At 39.0% G+C, this 17,006-nt stretch carries 19 protein-coding genes, 3 pseudogenes and 1 other annotated feature; of the genes and pseudogenes, 17 read left to right on the plus strand and 5 right to left on the minus strand.

From position 1 onward, the window contains the following. The first annotated feature begins 355 nt into the window (after positions 1 to 355). The 3 genes from ACFFHF_RS15215 (at position 356) to ACFFHF_RS15225 (ending at position 1,786) form a co-directional block, all read left to right on the plus strand. Positions 356 to 814, plus strand: coding sequence for an SRPBCC family protein (locus ACFFHF_RS15215; protein WP_377058511.1), 459 nt, complete (start codon positions 356 to 358; stop codon positions 812 to 814). Positions 815 to 921: 107 nt separating this feature from the next. Beyond that, positions 922 to 1,317: a VOC family protein gene (locus ACFFHF_RS15220; RefSeq protein WP_377058512.1), complete on the plus strand. Its 396-nt coding sequence runs from the start codon at positions 922 to 924 to the stop codon at positions 1,315 to 1,317. A gap of 88 nt (positions 1,318 to 1,405) precedes the next feature. Further along, positions 1,406 to 1,786: a VOC family protein gene (locus ACFFHF_RS15225; protein WP_160548051.1), complete on the plus strand. Its 381-nt coding sequence runs from the start codon at positions 1,406 to 1,408 to the stop codon at positions 1,784 to 1,786. A 59-nt stretch (positions 1,787 to 1,845) separates the two neighbouring features. Here ACFFHF_RS15225 and ACFFHF_RS15230 read toward each other — a convergent pair whose 3' ends face one another. Next, positions 1,846 to 2,238, minus strand: a complete 393-nt coding sequence (locus ACFFHF_RS15230; protein WP_160548050.1) for a DUF2243 domain-containing protein — start codon at positions 2,236 to 2,238, stop codon at positions 1,846 to 1,848. A gap of 360 nt (positions 2,239 to 2,598) precedes the next feature. On the opposite strand from ACFFHF_RS15230, the gene ACFFHF_RS15235 reads away from it, so the two are divergent. The 6 genes and pseudogenes from ACFFHF_RS15235 (at position 2,599) to ACFFHF_RS15260 (ending at position 7,907) form a co-directional block, all read left to right on the plus strand. Continuing rightward, positions 2,599 to 2,748, plus strand: a complete 150-nt coding sequence (locus tag ACFFHF_RS15235) for a hypothetical protein (protein WP_377058513.1) — start codon at positions 2,599 to 2,601, stop codon at positions 2,746 to 2,748. Positions 2,749 to 2,858: 110 nt separating this feature from the next. Beyond that, on the plus strand, positions 2,859 to 3,167 hold the full coding sequence (locus ACFFHF_RS15240) for a hypothetical protein (protein ID WP_377058514.1): 309 nt from the start codon (positions 2,859 to 2,861) through the stop codon (positions 3,165 to 3,167). After that, a pseudogene (locus tag ACFFHF_RS15245) lies at positions 3,064 to 4,277 on the plus strand (amino acid permease). Before ACFFHF_RS15240 ends, ACFFHF_RS15245 begins: the two are co-directional and overlap by 104 nt. Positions 4,278 to 4,359: 82 nt before the next feature. Then, on the plus strand, positions 4,360 to 5,457 hold the full coding sequence (locus ACFFHF_RS15250; protein ID WP_377058515.1) for a D-TA family PLP-dependent enzyme: 1,098 nt from the start codon (positions 4,360 to 4,362) through the stop codon (positions 5,455 to 5,457). A gap of 55 nt (positions 5,458 to 5,512) precedes the next feature. Beyond that, the gene (locus ACFFHF_RS15255; protein WP_377058516.1) at positions 5,513 to 5,845 is read left to right on the plus strand and encodes a nuclear transport factor 2 family protein; all 333 of its coding nucleotides are present in this window, start codon (positions 5,513 to 5,515) and stop codon (positions 5,843 to 5,845) included. A gap of 100 nt (positions 5,846 to 5,945) precedes the next feature. Then, positions 5,946 to 6,169 (plus strand) — a binding site (T-box leader). A gap of 46 nt (positions 6,170 to 6,215) precedes the next feature. Next, positions 6,216 to 7,907: a 2-isopropylmalate synthase gene (locus tag ACFFHF_RS15260; protein WP_377058517.1), complete on the plus strand. Its 1,692-nt coding sequence runs from the start codon at positions 6,216 to 6,218 to the stop codon at positions 7,905 to 7,907. Positions 7,908 to 7,973: 66 nt separating this feature from the next. Here the strand turns inward: ACFFHF_RS15260 and ACFFHF_RS15265 are convergent, their stop codons facing one another. Beyond that, the gene (locus ACFFHF_RS15265; RefSeq protein ID WP_160546149.1) at positions 7,974 to 8,189 is read right to left on the minus strand and encodes a hypothetical protein; all 216 of its coding nucleotides are present in this window, start codon (positions 8,187 to 8,189) and stop codon (positions 7,974 to 7,976) included. 817 nt (positions 8,190 to 9,006) lie between these two features. Between ACFFHF_RS15265 and ACFFHF_RS15270 the strand changes: the two genes are divergently transcribed. The 7 genes and pseudogenes from ACFFHF_RS15270 to ACFFHF_RS15300 all read left to right on the plus strand — a co-directional run bounded on the left by ACFFHF_RS15270 (position 9,007) and on the right by ACFFHF_RS15300 (position 13,344). Further along, positions 9,007 to 9,426: an RrF2 family transcriptional regulator gene (locus ACFFHF_RS15270; RefSeq protein ID WP_160546148.1), complete on the plus strand. Its 420-nt coding sequence runs from the start codon at positions 9,007 to 9,009 to the stop codon at positions 9,424 to 9,426. 61 nt (positions 9,427 to 9,487) lie between these two features. Further along, positions 9,488 to 9,787, plus strand: a complete 300-nt coding sequence (locus ACFFHF_RS15275; RefSeq protein ID WP_377058518.1) for an iron-sulfur cluster assembly accessory protein — start codon at positions 9,488 to 9,490, stop codon at positions 9,785 to 9,787. 51 nt (positions 9,788 to 9,838) lie between these two features. After that, a complete protein-coding gene (locus tag ACFFHF_RS15280; RefSeq protein ID WP_377058551.1) occupies positions 9,839 to 10,201 on the plus strand; it encodes an IDEAL domain-containing protein in 363 nt (120 codons plus the stop codon). 16 nt (positions 10,202 to 10,217) lie between these two features. After that, on the plus strand, positions 10,218 to 10,532 hold the full coding sequence (gene trxA / locus ACFFHF_RS15285; protein WP_377058519.1) for a thioredoxin: 315 nt from the start codon (positions 10,218 to 10,220) through the stop codon (positions 10,530 to 10,532). A gap of 36 nt (positions 10,533 to 10,568) precedes the next feature. Beyond that, a complete protein-coding gene (locus ACFFHF_RS15290) occupies positions 10,569 to 11,600 on the plus strand; it encodes an NADH:flavin oxidoreductase/NADH oxidase (RefSeq protein WP_377058520.1) in 1,032 nt (343 codons plus the stop codon). 154 nt (positions 11,601 to 11,754) lie between these two features. Next, positions 11,755 to 11,871: pseudogene (locus ACFFHF_RS15295) on the plus strand (histidine phosphatase family protein); the annotation flags it as partial. A 219-nt stretch (positions 11,872 to 12,090) separates the two neighbouring features. Continuing rightward, a complete protein-coding gene (locus tag ACFFHF_RS15300; protein WP_377058521.1) occupies positions 12,091 to 13,344 on the plus strand; it encodes a diguanylate cyclase domain-containing protein in 1,254 nt (417 codons plus the stop codon). A gap of 32 nt (positions 13,345 to 13,376) precedes the next feature. On the opposite strand, the gene ACFFHF_RS15305 is transcribed toward ACFFHF_RS15300, so the two are convergent. Next, entirely contained in the window at positions 13,377 to 14,333 is a 957-nt protein-coding gene (locus ACFFHF_RS15305; RefSeq protein WP_377058522.1) for an alpha/beta hydrolase, read from the minus strand. Between the two features lie 152 nt (positions 14,334 to 14,485). Here ACFFHF_RS15305 and ACFFHF_RS15310 point away from each other — a divergent pair, with 152 nt between their 5' ends. Further along, positions 14,486 to 14,905: an RrF2 family transcriptional regulator gene (locus ACFFHF_RS15310; RefSeq protein WP_377058523.1), complete on the plus strand. Its 420-nt coding sequence runs from the start codon at positions 14,486 to 14,488 to the stop codon at positions 14,903 to 14,905. Positions 14,906 to 14,950: 45 nt separating this feature from the next. Here the strand turns inward: ACFFHF_RS15310 and ACFFHF_RS15315 are convergent, their stop codons facing one another. Both ACFFHF_RS15315 and ACFFHF_RS15320 read right to left on the minus strand, forming a co-directional pair. After that, positions 14,951 to 16,270: a prolyl oligopeptidase family serine peptidase gene (locus ACFFHF_RS15315; RefSeq protein WP_377058524.1), complete on the minus strand. Its 1,320-nt coding sequence runs from the start codon at positions 16,268 to 16,270 to the stop codon at positions 14,951 to 14,953. A 256-nt stretch (positions 16,271 to 16,526) separates the two neighbouring features. Next, a pseudogene (locus tag ACFFHF_RS15320) lies at positions 16,527 to 16,709 on the minus strand (DinB family protein); the annotation flags it as partial. Between the last annotated feature and the right edge of the window lie 297 nt (positions 16,710 to 17,006).

Below are 17,006 nucleotides of genomic sequence, written 5' to 3' on the forward strand. Positions count from 1 at the left end.
AGTGGATTTGGACGGGTTACCACCTGACTTATCCATTATAAAGGACTTTTTCTTTGCACAAAATAATAAAATTGAACATTTTAAGTATTTCCAATAGTCAAATTAAATTAACGCAACACTAGTGATATCTTTTACATTTAAACTAATAGAAAAAGCGCCAAGTTTCATCCTTCTGATCTCCTTTTAATATAGTATTTGTTAGATTTATACATTTCCTATTTTTAGTATAATGGAGTAGTTCTTAATATACAATTTTACACCGATAGTAGGAATAAAAACCTTACCTATGAAGGACTTGACATTGATATGTTGAATGTATAGGTATACGCATTTGATTTGAAAGGAGGAGATTCACTTGAGTATTCGTTTTGAAGTAAAAAGGACGATTCGGGTAACCCAATCAATTGCTTATAATGGGTTACTCGATCTGGATTCGGCTAAGCTCTGGATGCAAGGGTTAGTGGGAATTGAACGACTGGATGAAGGTCCCATTCGCGTGGGAAGTCAGTGGAAAGAAACAAGAAAGATGTTTGGAAAAGAGGCAACTGAATATTTTGAGGTGGTCGAACTTATCGAACCTCAAAAAATCGTGTTGCGTTGTGATGGAACAAAAGGGACAACGGGTAAAGGAGAATTTGTGTTTACTTACACATTATTATCTGCCACTGAAAATCATACAGAGGTGACACTAAATGGAGAGATTAATGGACTCACAGGATTAACCAGATTTTTCGGGAAATTGATAGCGGGGACTTTTAAGAAAGCCTGTGAGAAGGATTTGGACAGGTTAAAAAACTTTTTAGAGCAGTCATAGAAAAGAATAAATTAGTCTATTTGTCACAATAATGAAGGAGTATCCTTATTTACACTAGAATACATAATAGATTCGACAAAAAACTTCATCGAAAATAGGAGGAAATTATGGGCAGACCCATTCATTTCGAAATTCACGTTGATAACATGGAGCGAGCAACCAATTTTTATGGAGAAGTATTTGGCTGGACCTTTCAAGACTGGAGTGAGTATGCAGGCATGCCCTATTTTGGGGCTGTGACCGGCACGGAAAGTGAACCAGGAATTAACGGAGCCTTAATGCAACGTCAAGGTCCGCCTCCAGAACCAAACCAAGCGATGAATGGCTATGCTTGTACCATGGGAGTAGAAGATTACGATTCGATTGAAGCGAAAATTCTAGAGAATGGTGGTACGGTAGCCTTACCCAAACACGCACTTCCTGGCATGGCATGGCAGGGGTATTACCTGGATACAGAAGGAAACATCTTCGGGATTCATCAACCAGACGTGAATGCCAAGTAACCGGCATGTGAGAGACCAGGGCATTCTTCTGTCTTTTATTGTTTTTAGTTGAGAAATAGGTAAAACAACGGATAAGAAGGAGATATACATGATCATCAATAAAATTGGCAAAATTTCTGTATATGTAGAAGACCAAGAACAAGCAAAAGACTTCTGGTTAAATAAACTTGGTTTTGTTTTAAAACTGGAACAACCAATGGGGCCCAATATGAAATGGATAGAGGTAGGTCCGAGTGATGATGAATTTACCACTTTAATTCTTTATTCGAAATCAGCTATGGAACAGCAACAACCTTCTAAAGTGGCACATCCATCCGTTCTATTCAGCACAACTGATATTGAATCCGCATATGAGAAAATGAACCAAAATGGTGTGAAAGTAGGAGAAATGTTAAGAATGCCGTTTGGTACCATGTTCACTTTTTACGATCAGGATAACAATGAGTATTTATTAAGGGAAGATAAATAGGGAATATGACAAGATTTTATAAAGGACAGGAAATAACTCCTGTCCTTTTATAACCTTTGTTACATATTCAACCCATGTTCATCTTTGATCCTTACAGCTCTTTCTTTTCTAATCCCTTCTAACAGTAAAACCGTTCCCCCAATCACAAACAAAGGCTCCAACCAATTCGCCTCGGGACCACTCGTTATTCGGTGAAGTTGAAAAATCCAATGAAACACCACAATATCAAAGCTTAAGAAAAGACCGGTGGCAACGATAAAACCATGGAAAAAGGATTTTGAAAATAGTCGATAAAACAAGGTCATGAGTAAAAGAAGGATAAGGATCCCAAACCCAACCGCGCCAATTCGCTCTGGTCCTGTATCGGCCTTCAACCCGAATGCTAACGCATCTATAATATGAAAAAGAAAATCCACTGTAAAAAACCCTACAACAGCTCCTAAAATTCGCATATAAACACTCCGTTTCTATCCAAAAGTCTAATTCATTATACCTCGTAATCGATCCAACTGTTGAGGAAAATGAAGTAGCCAAGTTCCTTGTTAGAAAATATTACTAGCTTATAGATGAAATGAAAAACATATTCTTATAATAAGGCATAAATCTATTAATTTTACATTAAAAACAACCCTATATTCTTTTCCCAATGCAGGATTGTCATTATTGGAGAGGAATTAGCTGAAAAAAGTGTTTCTCATGTGATGATTTTCAAACAAGGTATGCCGAACCTCGGATCAACAGTTGGGAATAAAATCATACCACTTATTAGATAATATTCGTAACCCGTATGTCATAAGAGGAGTGTAACCAACTTGACTAAAAAAGACGCGTTTCAGTGCCAAGAAGACATGGATCAAGTCCACCACCAACTCATTGAACAAATCGCTCGAATCAGTGTGGATGAAGAGGAAGAGCGAATGAGAGACGAACTGGAAATGCAAAAATCGGAGAAAGCTGACTGAAGGTGAGGTCAGCTTTTTGTTTATATTTAACAACTTTTTGAAAAAAGTATTCTTTCCCCATTTGCGCAAATAATAACGGAGACATCATGAAGAAAATGGGTGAAAAGTGAATGAAGAAAGAACGAAGAGGGTTGTCTGCTTGGCAGCTGACGATGATGGCGCTAGGAAGTGTCATTGGGGGTTCCTTTTTCCTCGGATCCTCGGTTGCCATTAATGCGGCAGGACCTGCGATTTTGATATCGTTTATATTAGGGGGAGCACTTGTTTATTTTATCCTTTATGCGTTGTCAGAGATGACGGTAGGAAGTCCAACAATTGGATCATTTAGTACGTTTTGCAGCCCGAGAACTTGGTCAGGGGACAGGCTTTGTCGTTGGCTGGCTATACTGGACGGGTACGATACTCTCGATGTCCAGTGAAGCGACAGCGATTTCCATGCTTATTAGCAATTGGTATCCAAACGTGTCAATCGCTTGGCTTGGTGGATCAATCATAGTAGGAATTACCCTGATCAATTTATTAGGAGTAGACAAGATTGGGAAGCTTACCAGTGGGTTATCCGCAATTAAGGTGTTTGCGATTATCTTCTTTATCCTTACCGCATTAGGGTTAATTTTCGGAGTGTTCCCTGGTGCTTCTGCGATTGGGTTAGGTGAAGTCACGAGACAGCCCTTCATGCCAGGAGGTATCAGCGGTATTGCAGGAAGTATGTTACTCGTCATTTTTACATACGCTGGATTTGAGATTATTGCCCTCGCTGCAACCGAGGCCGACAATCCCACCGACACCATTCCGAAAGCGATTCGTAATACCGTGCTTGTTTGGTTGGGCTGTATCTGTTATACGTGCTTGTGTTACTGCCACTTATCCCGACAGCGGTTTTAAGTGAAAATGTCAGTCCAATGGTCGCATCACTCACTCGATGGGGAATTGATTGGGCTGGGACCGCATTGAACCTAGTGTTAATTTCAGCTATCCTCTCAGCCATGCTGTCAGCTGTATTTGGATTAGGTAGAATGATTCGGTCCTTGGTGATTGAAGGTCATGCACCACAAAGATTAAAAGACAATACTGACGTTCCTTATCGGGGAATATTATTTTCTGGCTTTGCGATGCTCGGCGGCTTATTATTCGGACTTATGTTTCCAAGAGCGTACCTGGTATTAATCACATCAGGTGGATTTGCTTTAATCTTCACTTATGCCGTAATCATGGCCAGCCATATTCGATATCGGAAAAGAAATGGCTGTCCTCCAGGAGGTATTTGTCAGATGCCTGGATTTCCTTATACATCGTGGAATGCGTTGATTAGCTTAATCATTGTGCTACTCAGTATGCCGTTAATTCCTGGGCAAACCGCGGGCTTAGTGACTGGTATAAGTATAGTGGTGTTCTTCTCCTTAACGTATTTCGCCATGAGTCGAAGAGGTGGTCTACAAGGTAGCGACGAGAGAGTAAGAGGTACGCTGCAATCGAATTTTGCAACGGAGTTTTCTGAGGAACTATATGGAGATAAGGATAAAAAATAATCTATTGAACTCTTCTTGCATCCATTCAAGAGGAGTTTCTTTTTGTATAATGAAGGTAAATACGACATAAAGGAGAGCATTTATGTACAAGTTAGACACACCTTCATTGCTTCTTGACTATCAAAAGCTATTAACAAATATAAACGAAATATCATCCTTTGCAAAAGAGCAAGCAATCGCTTACCGTCCACATATTAAAACACATAAGTCCATAAAAATTGCCCAGCTACAGATGGAAGCAGGTGCCGTTGGCATTACAACGGCAAAAATTGGTGAAGCTGAAGTGATGGCTGCTGGTGGAATCAAAGATATCTTAATCGCTTATCCTATTTCTAGTCCTGATAAAATTAAACGATTAGTGAAACTTCTTGATCAAGGAGTACATATAAAGATTGCTGTTGATCACATAGAAGCTTTATCGTATTTGCAAAGAGAGTTAGAACATACTCCCTTTACACTTGAGGTATGGATTAAAGTAAATTCTGGATTAAACCGCTGCGGAGTGGAACCAGGGAAGGAAGCGGTCATCTTAGCGAAGGAGATCATGACTCATTCCAAGTTAAAGCTTGGCGGTATTTTTACACATGCAGGGCATTCGTATGCTGCAAAAACAATGGATGAGATTGAAAGGATTGGACATTACGAAGGACGAAGCGTGGTGGAAAGTGCCAAAGAGTGCGAAAAAGAGGGGATCCGAATTCCTGTTCGCAGTGTTGGTTCAACACCAACCTATAAAAGGGCTGGAAAAGTAGCAGGGGTGACCGAAATCCGTCCAGGAAATGCAGTATTTTTCGATGCTATTCAGGCTGGGTTGGATGTGACATCGATTGACCGTTGTGCACTTACACTTCTTGCTTCAGTTGTGGGAGTCTACAAGGACAGAGTTATTTTTGATACAGGAAGCAAAACACTTTGTTTAGACAAAGGAGCACATGGGAATCAGACCGTTACTGGCTTTGGACATGTAATCGGACATCCGGAAATCGTCATCGAACGCTTGTCGGAAGAACATGGAGTAGCAGTTTTATCACAGGAAACGACATTAAAGCTAAATGATAAAGTGCAAATCATTCCAAACCATGCATGTACAGTGGTTAACCAGTTTGATGAATATGTGGTACACGAGAATGGTCGAGTGATAGATGTTTGGAAGGTACATGCTCGGGGGATGGTAAAATAAGTGACAAGTAATACTATGTTAAAATAAGTTTTTAATTATAAAAGAGGTGAACTCATTGTCCATAGAAAACATCGTTCAACAACAAATACAATTCTACAACGCCGGAGACATTGAAGGCTTTGCAAGTACATACGCTGATGATATCATTGTCTATACTTTTCCAGACAACACGGTCACACTGAGCGGTAAGGAAGCCCTGATCGAACGGTATACAGAAACCTTCAAAAAGAACATGCACGCAGAAATCAAAAATCGGTCGATCGTCGGAAACAAAGTAATTGATTGGGAGTTTGCCACCAATGGCTTAACAGGTGAGACGGTAAGCTTAATGGCCATTTACGAGGTGAATAACAACCTCATTTCAAAAGTATGGTTTATAAGAGAATAATGGCTTTATTAATAATCTTTTTTTGCACAAATGAAATTTTTCGGAAAATTGGTTGACTTATCTCCTGTCTCATAATAGAATTAAGAAAATTTAAAAAAGTTGAAACACAGTGAATGGGAATATTAAGGTTCATTTATTGTTTAGAGAGCTGTCGGTTGGTGAAAGACAGTCAATAAATCCCCCAACTCGCCCAGAAGTGGTAAGGCTGAAGTGGTAGTAGGCCTTAACGGATGACAACCGTAATCAAGTCATAAAGTGGGTTTGTTGCATGATAAACAAACCAAGAAGAGTGGTACCACGTAGGCAAAGCCTGTCGTCTCTTATGAGATGATGGGCTTTTTATATTTTCTGATGAAAGGTCGTTGTGACAATGGAAAAATTTGAGAAGTACTCTAGAAGTTATTTTATCCCTCCTGTCAAAAGCATGAAGTGGATGGAGAAGGAATACATTACCGAAGCACCTTTATGGTGTAGTGTGGATTTAAGGGATGGAAACCAAGCGTTGGTTGTTCCGTTAACACTTGAAGAAAAGCTAGAGTACTTCCAATTGCTCGTGAAAATTGGGTTCAAAGAAATTGAAGTTGGCTTCCCGGCTGCTTCTGAAACGGAATATACATTTTTACGTACATTGATTGAACAAAACTTAATCCCAGACGATGTGACGATCCAAGTGTTAACACAATCCAGAGATCATATCATCAAGAAAACGTTCGAATCGCTTCAAGGAGTAAAAAAAGCTGTTGTCCACTTATATAATTCAACGTCTGTTGCTCAAAGGGAACAGGTGTTTAGAAAATCAAAAGAAGAAATCGTAGATATTGCCGTAACAGGTGCGAAGCTACTTCAGAAGTATGCGGCGGAAACAGAAGGGGAGTTTGTTTTCCAATATTCGCCTGAGAGCTTTACTGGAACGGAAATGGAGTTCGCGCTAGATATATGTAATCGAGTCCTTGATGTCTGGCAGCCAACAGCTGAAAACCAGGTAATTATCAATCTACCAGCAACAGTCTCTCACTCGATGCCACATGTGTATGCGAGTCAGATTGAGTATATAAGTGATCACTTAAGCTACCGAGACAACGTCATTCTATCGATTCACCCGCATAACGACCGTGGCAGCGGAATTGCTGATGCCGAATTAGCCGTGTTAGCGGGAGGACAACGAATTGAAGGAACATTGTTCGGAAACGGTGAACGAACAGGGAATGTCGATATCGTGACACTAGCTCTGAATCTATACTCTCACGGGGTGGATCCAAAGCTACACTTCGAAAATGTCATCGAAATCATGGAAACGTACGAGCGTTTAACTAAGATGAAGGTTCATGAAAGACATCCATACGCTGGGAAACTAGTATTTACAGCGTTCTCTGGTTCCCATCAAGATGCCATCACAAAGGGCTTCAAATGGCGTGAGGAAAAAGAAAATGTTGCGTGGAATGTTCCTTACTTAGTGATCGATCCAAAGGACATTGGTAGAGAATACGAGGGCGATATTATTCGAATTAATAGCCAATCGGGTAAAGGTGGTATTGGTTATCTTCTTGAACAGCAATACGGTTTTGATCTTCCACCAAAAATGCGTGAACACTTTGGGTATGCCGTCAAAAATGTGTCTGATCATGAAAACAAAGAGCTTATGCCTATTGAAATTTACGACATCTTTATCAATGGCTATGTGAATATTGCTGATCCAATTCAGTTCATCCAGTCGAAATCGGCTAAAAATGAAAACTATGATACGATTGTTTCGGTAAAATACGAAGGAAGTCAATTGGAGATTCCAGGTGTAGGTAATGGCCGATTGGATGCAGTGAGCAATGCACTACAAACCAAGTTCGGTATAGAGTTTGCTGATCTAGAGTACAAACAGCACGCACAGGAAATGGGTTCTAAATCAAATGCTGTCTCTTATATTGGGATAAAAGATCAAAACGGCACCGTCCATTGGGGCTGTGGAATTGATACAGATATTATGACTTCATCCATCCGTGCATTATTTAGTGCCGTGAATGCTTTGATGAAAAGAAATCGGAAAATGGAAGCCATTGCTCATAAGTAACAGATAAGCTAGCCTAAATCGTATGCTGATTTAGGCTTTTTTCATTTAATGTGAGAGTTTCAATCTTTATTTATGAAAGGATTCTCTTTTTGCTCTTACTCTGTGAATGTTTCCTGTTAAAGCAAACAATACCCCGGTTAGAGAAGAAAGGTAGAGGGCTACACTCCCACCCTTAAACAGAAAGACCATTCCATTTCCAACAAGTAAAAATCCTCCGGTAAGAAAGTATAGCAGAGACAGATTTTTCGCCTCTTTGGTAGAATATTGTTTTTTATTAAACATGAGTCTGTACCCTCCTAATTAAGATCGTCTATCTATACTACCAACTATTTTATGTTATTGCATTTATTGGAAGAAGTACAACAAGAAATGTAGTTTTAAACTAAAATTTACCTACAAAGGAAAAATGATCCTTTTCGATGTGGTATAATAGAGTAGACAATTGCATAAGGCAGGGTGGGGCGATTGAGCCTTCCGTATGGGAGGTGATAAGTATCGTAGATTTGAATACCGCAATGTTTATGATCGCGCTGGTAACTCTAATCGTACTTTTGATTGATAAAATAAAAAAGTAAAACCCACCCTGATCTTGGCGGACAGGTGGGCTCTTACTTAGTAAACACTAATGTTCATGCCAATCGCATCATTCTGCGATTATGCGTTGTCAAGGTAAGCGTAGTGTTCCGAGCACTGCGCTTATTTTTATTATTTGGAATATCTAACCTTATTATAGACTAATTTTACAAAAAAATAAATGAATTAAAATGGAATCTTATAACAAATTCCAAAAACGAAATGGAGATAGTGGAAAGGCATTTAACCAGCTGCTCTAGAATCAGTTGACTATAGGATAATTACCAATACCTTTGGAAAATATAAATCAATAATATGGTAAAAACTGGAACCATCTGTATTCATTTCCTATCCATTTCTTCATTTTTCTAATTGGTTATTATCTTGTTTCAGGGAGGTATTTTGAGGAGTTAAAAAGTAGATAGGCATTAAATATTTTGTGGAAATAGGCTTTTGCACTTGACATGTTTTACTGTAATGAATATTATTACAGTAAGATTTAAAAACAATTCGTAGGAGGCAACCCATGAATAGTGATTTCACCCTTGCGATTCACAGTTTAACTCTTCTGGCGTTGCAGCCGGACCGAATGTCAACCAGTGAATATATCGCGGAGAGTGCAGGAGTACATCCCGTTCGAATTCGTAAAGTGCTTAGCTTGTTAAAGAAGAATGGTTTTATCATATCCAAAGAAGGTACAGGTGGCGGATTTATTTTTGCCTTGGACTTGGATCAGGTCAATCTTTGGAATATTTATCAAATCACTTCTGAAGGTGCTCTCCAGCCAAAATGTACAGAGTCTAACGGTCAGTGCATTGTTGGAGCGAATATGAAGAGTGTTCTGTTCTCCATCTTTATGGGGGCGGAAGCACATTTGGGTGAATATTTGAAAGAATACACGATAAAAGAAGTCGTTGAATTGGTGAAACAAAAAGAAACCTATTAGCACGTTTCTTTTTCGAATAAATGTAATAAAAATCATTACAGATAAAGAAGGAGACCGACCCATGAAAGTAAAAATCAATCGTAATGCAGCAAAGGTATTAAAGAAAATGTTGGAAGGTGAAGAGGCACAAGGAAAAATGGTTCGTGTATTCGTGACAGAAAACCATGTGAATCACGCTCACTTTGATCTTAAGCTGGACACTCCAACCGAGCATGATGAAATTGTAAAAACAGATAAAGATATTGAGATTTTGTTAGATCGTCGTGAAAGCTTTTTAGATGGCGTATGGATTCAATATTTCTTTCTACCAAAGGAAGAATTTATGATTACGAATCCATCCACAGGATTTCACCAGCATTAATCGCTAGTTAAAATGTAAAATAAAACATTACAGTTAAGGTGGTGCAACGTGATGAAACCTTTCCAAGTGGGAGATTGGGTAAGAGGGAAAACAAACTATGGGGAGTTGTTTCATGGTTATATTCATAGCGATGAACCATTCTCACAGAACATGAAAGTCAGAGTCATCAAGAGCGACAATGAAGAGATGGAGGGAAAGGTGATCTCAGCGAATCCTATTAAAATGAGACGCTTAGAAACATCCGCAACCTATTCCAAGGATTCAATCCTTGCACTAATTGATATTGCCCTTTTAATCAAGGACAAAGAATGGTTTATGGAACTTACCTCCTTGTTAACGAAGCCAACCATACTTGAAGCACAAATGATTAATAAATCAGCGATCAATCGCATAGAAAAAAGACAGAACATCTAAAGAAAGAGGGATAAACATGAGCATTGTGAAGATTAATGATGATACGTTTAAAAATGAAATAAGCAACGGGTTAGTCCTTGTTGACTTCTGGGCACCTTGGTGTGGACCATGTAAAATGATCGCGCCTGTTTTAGAAGAAATCAACGAAGAAATGGGAGACCAAGTAAAAATTGCTAAACTAAATGTAGACGATAACCAAGTCACAACAGCTGAATTTGGAGTCATGAGTATTCCAACCCTGCTTGTATTTAAAGACGGGGAAGTGGTCGAAAAGGTTATAGGATTCCAGCCTAAGGAAAATCTAGTAGATGTACTATCTAAACATCTTTAATAAAAAACGTGCCCTGCACCAAAAAGGAGTTTATCAATGAATCATTTATTCACCCCTTATGAAATCAAAGGACTATCATTAAAAAACCGTGTTGTTATGCCACCTATGTGCCAATATTCCGTTACGAATAAGGATGGTATTGCTACCGATTGGCACTATGTGCATTATGTAAGCCGCGCCATTGGTGGTGCCAGCCTAATCATTATTGAAATGACAGACGTAGAGCCAGACGGCCGCATTAGTGATTACGATTTAGGGTTATGGTCCGACGAACAAATCCCTGCACTTGCTCGCATTGTGGAAGCTTGTCATCAGTACGGTGCAAAGGTAGGCATTCAAATTGCGCATGCTGGACGTAAAGCGCAGGATGCAGCTGAACCCGTTGCACCATCTGCTATTCCGTTTGATGGGAATTCAAAAACACCAAGAGAACTTTCCACCGTGGAAGTAAAAGAAATGGTTGAAAAATTCCGTCTAGCCGTTCGCCGTGCTGTACAGGCGGGGGTTGACGTGATTGAAATTCACGGGGCACATGGATATTTGATCCATCAATTCACCTCTCCATTCACGAATAAAAGAACCGATGAATATGGTCAAGAGCTCACCAAATTTGGCCGTGAAGTCATAGAAGCTGCAAAAAGCGAAATGCCTGAAGATATGCCGCTAATCATGCGAATCTCTGCTAGGGAGTATGTGGAAGGTGGATATGGTATTAACGAAAGCATCGAGTTCTCAAGAGTATTCCAGCAAGCGGGCGTAGATATGTTCCACGTAAGTGCGGGTGGAGAAGGACCCATTGCTGCTGCCGGCAAACCTGGCACACATGTTGCGTATCAAGTACCATTAGCTAGAGCCATCAAAGAAGAACTGAATGTCCCTGTGATTGCCGTGGGCCGCTTAGAAGAACCAGCACTTGCTAACTCCGTAATTGGAAATGAAGACGCCGACCTTGTTGCGGTGGGAAGAGGAATGCTAAGAAATCCTTACTGGGCCATTGAAGCAGCAACGGTATTAAAGAAAGAAGTAGCATTACCGAAACAGTATGAATTCGGTTTTCCGAGAAATTAAGATCCACTTTAGTCCATTTAGCTATAGCTAGCTAAGTGGACTTTTTATTTGTAGATAAAAATTACTCCATTAAATGCCATCCCCTTAAATCTACGATATACTTATTTTGGTATATTTTTACATTTTTGTATAATTGGATAGAGGGGGAGCCTTGATGACAACCTTATATTTTGTGAGACATGCACACTCTACTTATACACCTGATGAAGTGGAAAGGCCTTTGTCTGAAAAAGGCTATTCTATTAGTATCCTCCATACCCGTAAGGATAAGGAGGGTAGTAATACTGGTATATATATTCTCCTCCTCTTTTATTTTATATCCCAAGATATTCCACTAGCACTTAGATTTCTCAATTAACGAATCTTTCTTGATATTTCCGTTTGTTTTTCCTATAAAAAAGAAATATAATGAGTGGATAAAAAATCTTAATCTGTTCAACTAAAATATGAAATGATAGAAACTCAAAGATTTAAAAGGTGGATACTACTAGTGTTACAAAAAAATATACTTGAACAACCTGATGCATTAAAGTGTCTTTTTGACAATCATCCAGACGGTATATGTATTTTAGATGGGGACGGTAGGTTTTTATACGTAAATGAATCGATTATCACGATGTTAGGCTACACACATGATGAGATATTACAAACATCGTTGAATCATCTACTAAATTCACCAAGAGCGAACATAAGTAATAATGTTACAAATATCAAAAGCAGTTCTAAACTGGCTATTAATCATAAGAAAGGCTACTTGGTTTATGTTAGATTAACGAGTATTCCCCTTGTTAGTGATGGGCTAGAATTCGGAAGTTTCATCAGATTTGAAGATATCTCTCAACAAGTCGAACAAACCAAGGAATTATTCGATATTCAGGAAATGTTCACGTTAATTTCAGAAAAGTCCCAAAACATCATCTCTTCAATTTCAGCCGATGGTGTATTCACTTATATCTCACCAACTGTAGAGGCATTGCTGGGCTATACACCAGAAGAGGTGATTGGGAAACCAGCTGCATTTTTCAACGACCCGGATACGAATAAAAAATTTGTAGAGCATCGCAACTCGTTGTTTATCGATCAAAACACGGTGCGATTTACCGGTCGTGGTCGGAATAAGTCTGGGGAATACCGCTGGTATGAAACTACGGCTGAGTATATCCGTGATGAAACTGGAAACATCATTCAAACGATTTGTGTGGGACGTGATGTTAACGATCGTAAAAAAGCAGAAGAGACAATCGCACACCTAGCTTACCACGACAGCTTAACGAATTTGCCGAACCGACGTTTTTTTAAGAAACATGTAACGGAAAAATTACAAGAGTCTAAAGATGAACTTCACAGTTTAATGTTATTAGACTTGAATGGGTTTAAATATGTGAACGATACTTTTGGACATGACATAGGAGATCTTCTTCTTTTGGAAGTGGCAAACAGATTAAAAAACGTAGTTGCAGACAACGATTTCGTGGCTCGATGGGGTGGAGATGAGTTCACGGTCCTTCAATCGCATTTAGAAAACAAGGCTGATGCAACAGCCTTAATGACAAGAATAAAAGAATTAATCGCCGAACCAATTATGATTGCAGGCAATACACTTTACATTACTGCAAGTGTTGGAGTCTCATTTTTTCTTGAAGATGGAGATACAGCAGAGACACTCATAAAAAATGCGGATGAGAGAATGTATCGTGCCAAGAACCAAGCGAAACTCTTGGAACAAAAGAAGAACCCTCATTAAGCTATGAGGGTTCTGTTGTTGTTAGAGAATAATTAAGCCTCTACCTTCACGACTCTTTCGAAGCCTTTTTTAACGGCTTGTACATATTCATTCATCGCGCGAACAGATATGTCGGCGTTAGGGTTTATAGCTTCGAATCCATGATAGGCCCCAGGAAATAAGTGAAATTCTACATCAACACCAGCTTGTGCAAGTTTAGTCACATACGTTAATGTTTCATCACGGAATGGATCTAATTGACCGACACATGTGTAGGTGTATGGCAAATTACGATAATCTTCTGCGCGAGCAGGTGCTGCATAGGCAGGGATTTTTTCGGTATCATATAATTCTCCTAAATACATTTTCCAGCCGGCTTCATTTGTTTTTTGATTCCAAACAAATCCTTCTTTAATCTCATTGGTAGAAGGGGTATTATTTTGGTCATCAATCATAGGATAGAGCGGCATTTGGAAACAAATAGAAGGGTATTGTCGATCGCGAGCTAATAGAGTCAAAGCAGCGGTTAGACCTCCGCCAGCACTTGCGCCTGCAACACCGATTCGATTCGGATCAATATTTAGTGCCTCTGCGTGATCAGCGATCCATTTTAAAGCCGCATAACAATCCTCAATTGGTGCTGGGTAAGGATGTTCGGGTGCTAATCGGTAGTCCACCGAAACAACCACACATTGGGCTTCTTTTACAAACCTCATACAAAGATCATCATTATCATCAATTGATCCTAAGATATACCCGCCGCCATGTATCCATAAAAGGACAGGTAAGGTTTCATCAATTGATTTTTCACGATAAATTCTTATGGGTAATGGATTTGAATCAGGTCCTACAATGATCTCATCTGTTAATGAAAGGGAATCATCAACGTTTGCAGGTGGTCTCATCTGAGCAGCGCCTTCTCTGATGGCTTGTAAATACTCAGGTTGTAAAACAAGGTCTTGAAACATGTCTAGGCCTGCTAATAACTCGGGATTTACTCGATTCTTCATTTCAACACTCCTTTTGTAATCGTTTTCAAAAATGAAGTGTATTCTAGGAAGTCTAATTGTGATAAAATCATCACAATTAAATTATAGTGCGTTTATGTTATAATAGTCAACGTAATATTCAAAAAATTAAAACTTTTTTAGGGGGAAGTTTCATGCAACTAATCATACAAGCCGGGGACTTAGGACCTAAGTGGTTTCATGTGGCATTAAGAACGCTCGTACTACTTGCTTCCACAGAAGGGATGTTAAAAAGTCATTATATAGCTGAACGATTGGGTGAGGACCCAACCTTTGTACGAAAGATTTTATCAAAGTTAGCAAAATCTGATTATGTGAAATCTCACGGAGGCAGATATGGGGGATATAGTATAAATATTTCGCCTAATGAACTAACCGTAAAGGATGTTTATCGAGCATTAGGAGATAGTTCATCCACACCATTCTATACCGTTCCTTCTACGGGAGTAGAGTACTATATATCACAGATCATCAATAAAGCAGAAAAAAGTTTTCAAGATGAGCTAAATGCATATACCATTCAAGATATCCTAGATATTAAGGATCAGACATAAGAAAATGCACTCTATAAAAATAGAATGCATTCTTCTTTGAAAATATTATTTAGACTGGGCAGCCATCCATTCCATAATTGTAGTTGTTTTCCCGTCGATTAAGGTAGTTGGTTCGTTGTTGTAAACATAGATCCACGACCAATGTCCAGGGTATTGGTATGGAGTACCATCTGCGTTTTTATAGAATCCCGATGTGTCATGAACATCTTTAAATAATGATAAATGGACATTGGTAGCACCAGCTTTAAGTAAACGTTTATACGTTGGTATAGTGTTTTGTTCAGGGCGAAGAGTGGTGTCGTTTTCCGCATGTACAAACCAAATTGGCGTTTGTTTCAGAGCCTGAATATCTTTATCCGTAATTAACGTATCATTTAAACCTTCACAGACAGGGTAGGCTGCCGCAAAGTATCCTGGATAATCACGAACCATCAACATGGTCATATATCCGCCGTTCGAAGCTCCGCCAATGTAAATGCGATCTGGATCCACATCTTTATGATTCGCCACATAATTTTCAATTAAAGCCATAAGAGACTCTTGATAAATGGACGTTCCATCAGCAGAGCCTGAAACACCTTGCATCCATCTAGTTGGTGTTTGAGGTACTAACACATGAGCACCATCAAAATAGGATTGAATTTCTTCAGACGCAAAGGCAGTAGCTTTGTTAGCTGAAAGAGGGATGGTGGTATCAGTTCCACCTTCACCGCCACCGTGCAGCCAAATGACTAGTGAATTCTTTTCTTTTCCTTTTGTTTTTTGAGGTTCATAGTTTGCAAATGTTAAAGTCGTATCTTCATGTGTGAAACTTCCAGATGAGAAATCGTCAACCAACTCTCTCGTTCCTCCATCACTTGAAGTGACAACTAATCCTGAAATCTTTCCAGAATTGTATACAATATCCTTCACTTGCGTAATGGTATAGTCACTTTCAACCCAGTCGTTAAATCGATAATAATTCAGAGCGGATCCTAATGAAACAGTTGGTCCAATCTCCATTTCTAATACAACATATTTCCCTCTCACTGCAGGATTTCCTTTTGCATCAGAAACATAAGCGTTGGTGACCTTCCGATTTCTTTCCTCTAAAAATGGATTAGTTAATCTGCTATCACTTCTTTTTACGTGAACGTTAAATGTATCTTTGGTGACCGAATTCTGGGGGATAGGGGTGTTAAGATCGACGATGACCTTTGTAATAGCGGCGCCCCAGTCTTCAATTTCTGTGACGGTTCGATAAGTGGACGAGTTTGTGTCTAATTGTTTAGCAGCAGATGCATCGATAGTGAATGAAAAAGTCATGGCAGCAGCAAAGGTTACCATCATAGCGGATTTTACACGTTTTTTCATTTTTTTTAACATGTCTTCATTTTCCTCCTTTGTGTGAACAAGTCATGGGCATAGAAACACTACATTAGGAAAAAAAAATGATCCCTCCTCTATTATATTTTTATGTAAGCCCTTACAAATTAAAGATTATCATGAAAAAGACGATAGGATAAGGGCTGATGTATAGAAATTTTTTGTGTTTACGAGTATTTTTTTATTATATTCAGAAAATTAAGATAAATATTAAATTCACAAGAGTCGTATTACCTAATAATGAAGATCAAGCGAATTATTTTCTCAAAATCCCTAAATATTCCTTCCACGGACCAACATCGCTTTGGTATCTTTTGGCCATCACACGTACAATTTGTGCCATATGGGTTAGATCATGTACAACCCATGTGGAAATCAACTCTCTTACCTTTACCACACCAAAAGCAGGATGGATGCCAGTTAACTCAAGATGTACCTCTTACGTGATATAAAATATTTACGAGAGTTTTATGTAAAAAATGGCCAAAAGCATGTGAAGTTTTATTTTCCAGCTGGGGAGAAATCCTTGATGACATAAAGAGCTTGATTGACTTTCAATTTGAAGCAACGAAAGTCTATGAATCATAAAAAAAGGAAAAAAGCTGTTAAACACCTGGATTTTGTTTAACAGCTTTTTCATTAGTTGGGGTTCTACCTTGTAAATAATCATCTTCTTCGTTCATCATTCATAGACTTAGGTAGAAAAATGTTTATCGAGGTCACAGTTGTGTGTAGG

The organism is Robertmurraya beringensis, assembly GCF_042433785.1.
In the GTDB taxonomy this organism is placed as follows: domain Bacteria; phylum Bacillota; class Bacilli; order Bacillales; family Cytobacillaceae; genus Robertmurraya_A; species Robertmurraya_A beringensis.

Bases quoted from the DNA above. Each gene is read 5' to 3' on its own strand.
- ACFFHF_RS15220 (WP_377058512.1), top strand. From the start codon at position 922: ATGGGCAGACCCATTCATTTCGAAATTCACGTTGATAACATGGAGCGA.
- ACFFHF_RS15225 (WP_160548051.1), top strand. From the start codon at position 1,406: ATGATCATCAATAAAATTGGCAAAATTTCTGTATATGTAGAAGACCAA.
- ACFFHF_RS15230 (WP_160548050.1), bottom strand. From the start codon at position 2,238: ATGCGAATTTTAGGAGCTGTTGTAGGGTTTTTTACAGTGGATTTTCTT.
- ACFFHF_RS15240 (WP_377058514.1), top strand. From the start codon at position 2,859: ATGAAGAAAGAACGAAGAGGGTTGTCTGCTTGGCAGCTGACGATGATG.
- ACFFHF_RS15250 (WP_377058515.1), top strand. From the start codon at position 4,360: ATGTACAAGTTAGACACACCTTCATTGCTTCTTGACTATCAAAAGCTA.
- ACFFHF_RS15260 (WP_377058517.1), top strand. From the start codon at position 6,216: ATGGAAAAATTTGAGAAGTACTCTAGAAGTTATTTTATCCCTCCTGTC.
- ACFFHF_RS15265 (WP_160546149.1), bottom strand. From the start codon at position 8,189: ATGTTTAATAAAAAACAATATTCTACCAAAGAGGCGAAAAATCTGTCT.
- ACFFHF_RS15270 (WP_160546148.1), top strand. From the start codon at position 9,007: ATGAATAGTGATTTCACCCTTGCGATTCACAGTTTAACTCTTCTGGCG.
- ACFFHF_RS15275 (WP_377058518.1), top strand. From the start codon at position 9,488: ATGAAAGTAAAAATCAATCGTAATGCAGCAAAGGTATTAAAGAAAATG.
- ACFFHF_RS15280 (WP_377058551.1), top strand. From the start codon at position 9,839: ATGAAACCTTTCCAAGTGGGAGATTGGGTAAGAGGGAAAACAAACTAT.
- trxA (WP_377058519.1), top strand. From the start codon at position 10,218: ATGAGCATTGTGAAGATTAATGATGATACGTTTAAAAATGAAATAAGC.
- ACFFHF_RS15290 (WP_377058520.1), top strand. From the start codon at position 10,569: ATGAATCATTTATTCACCCCTTATGAAATCAAAGGACTATCATTAAAA.
- ACFFHF_RS15305 (WP_377058522.1), bottom strand. From the start codon at position 14,333: ATGAAGAATCGAGTAAATCCCGAGTTATTAGCAGGCCTAGACATGTTT.
- ACFFHF_RS15310 (WP_377058523.1), top strand. From the start codon at position 14,486: ATGCAACTAATCATACAAGCCGGGGACTTAGGACCTAAGTGGTTTCAT.
- ACFFHF_RS15315 (WP_377058524.1), bottom strand. From the start codon at position 16,270: ATGTTAAAAAAAATGAAAAAACGTGTAAAATCCGCTATGATGGTAACC.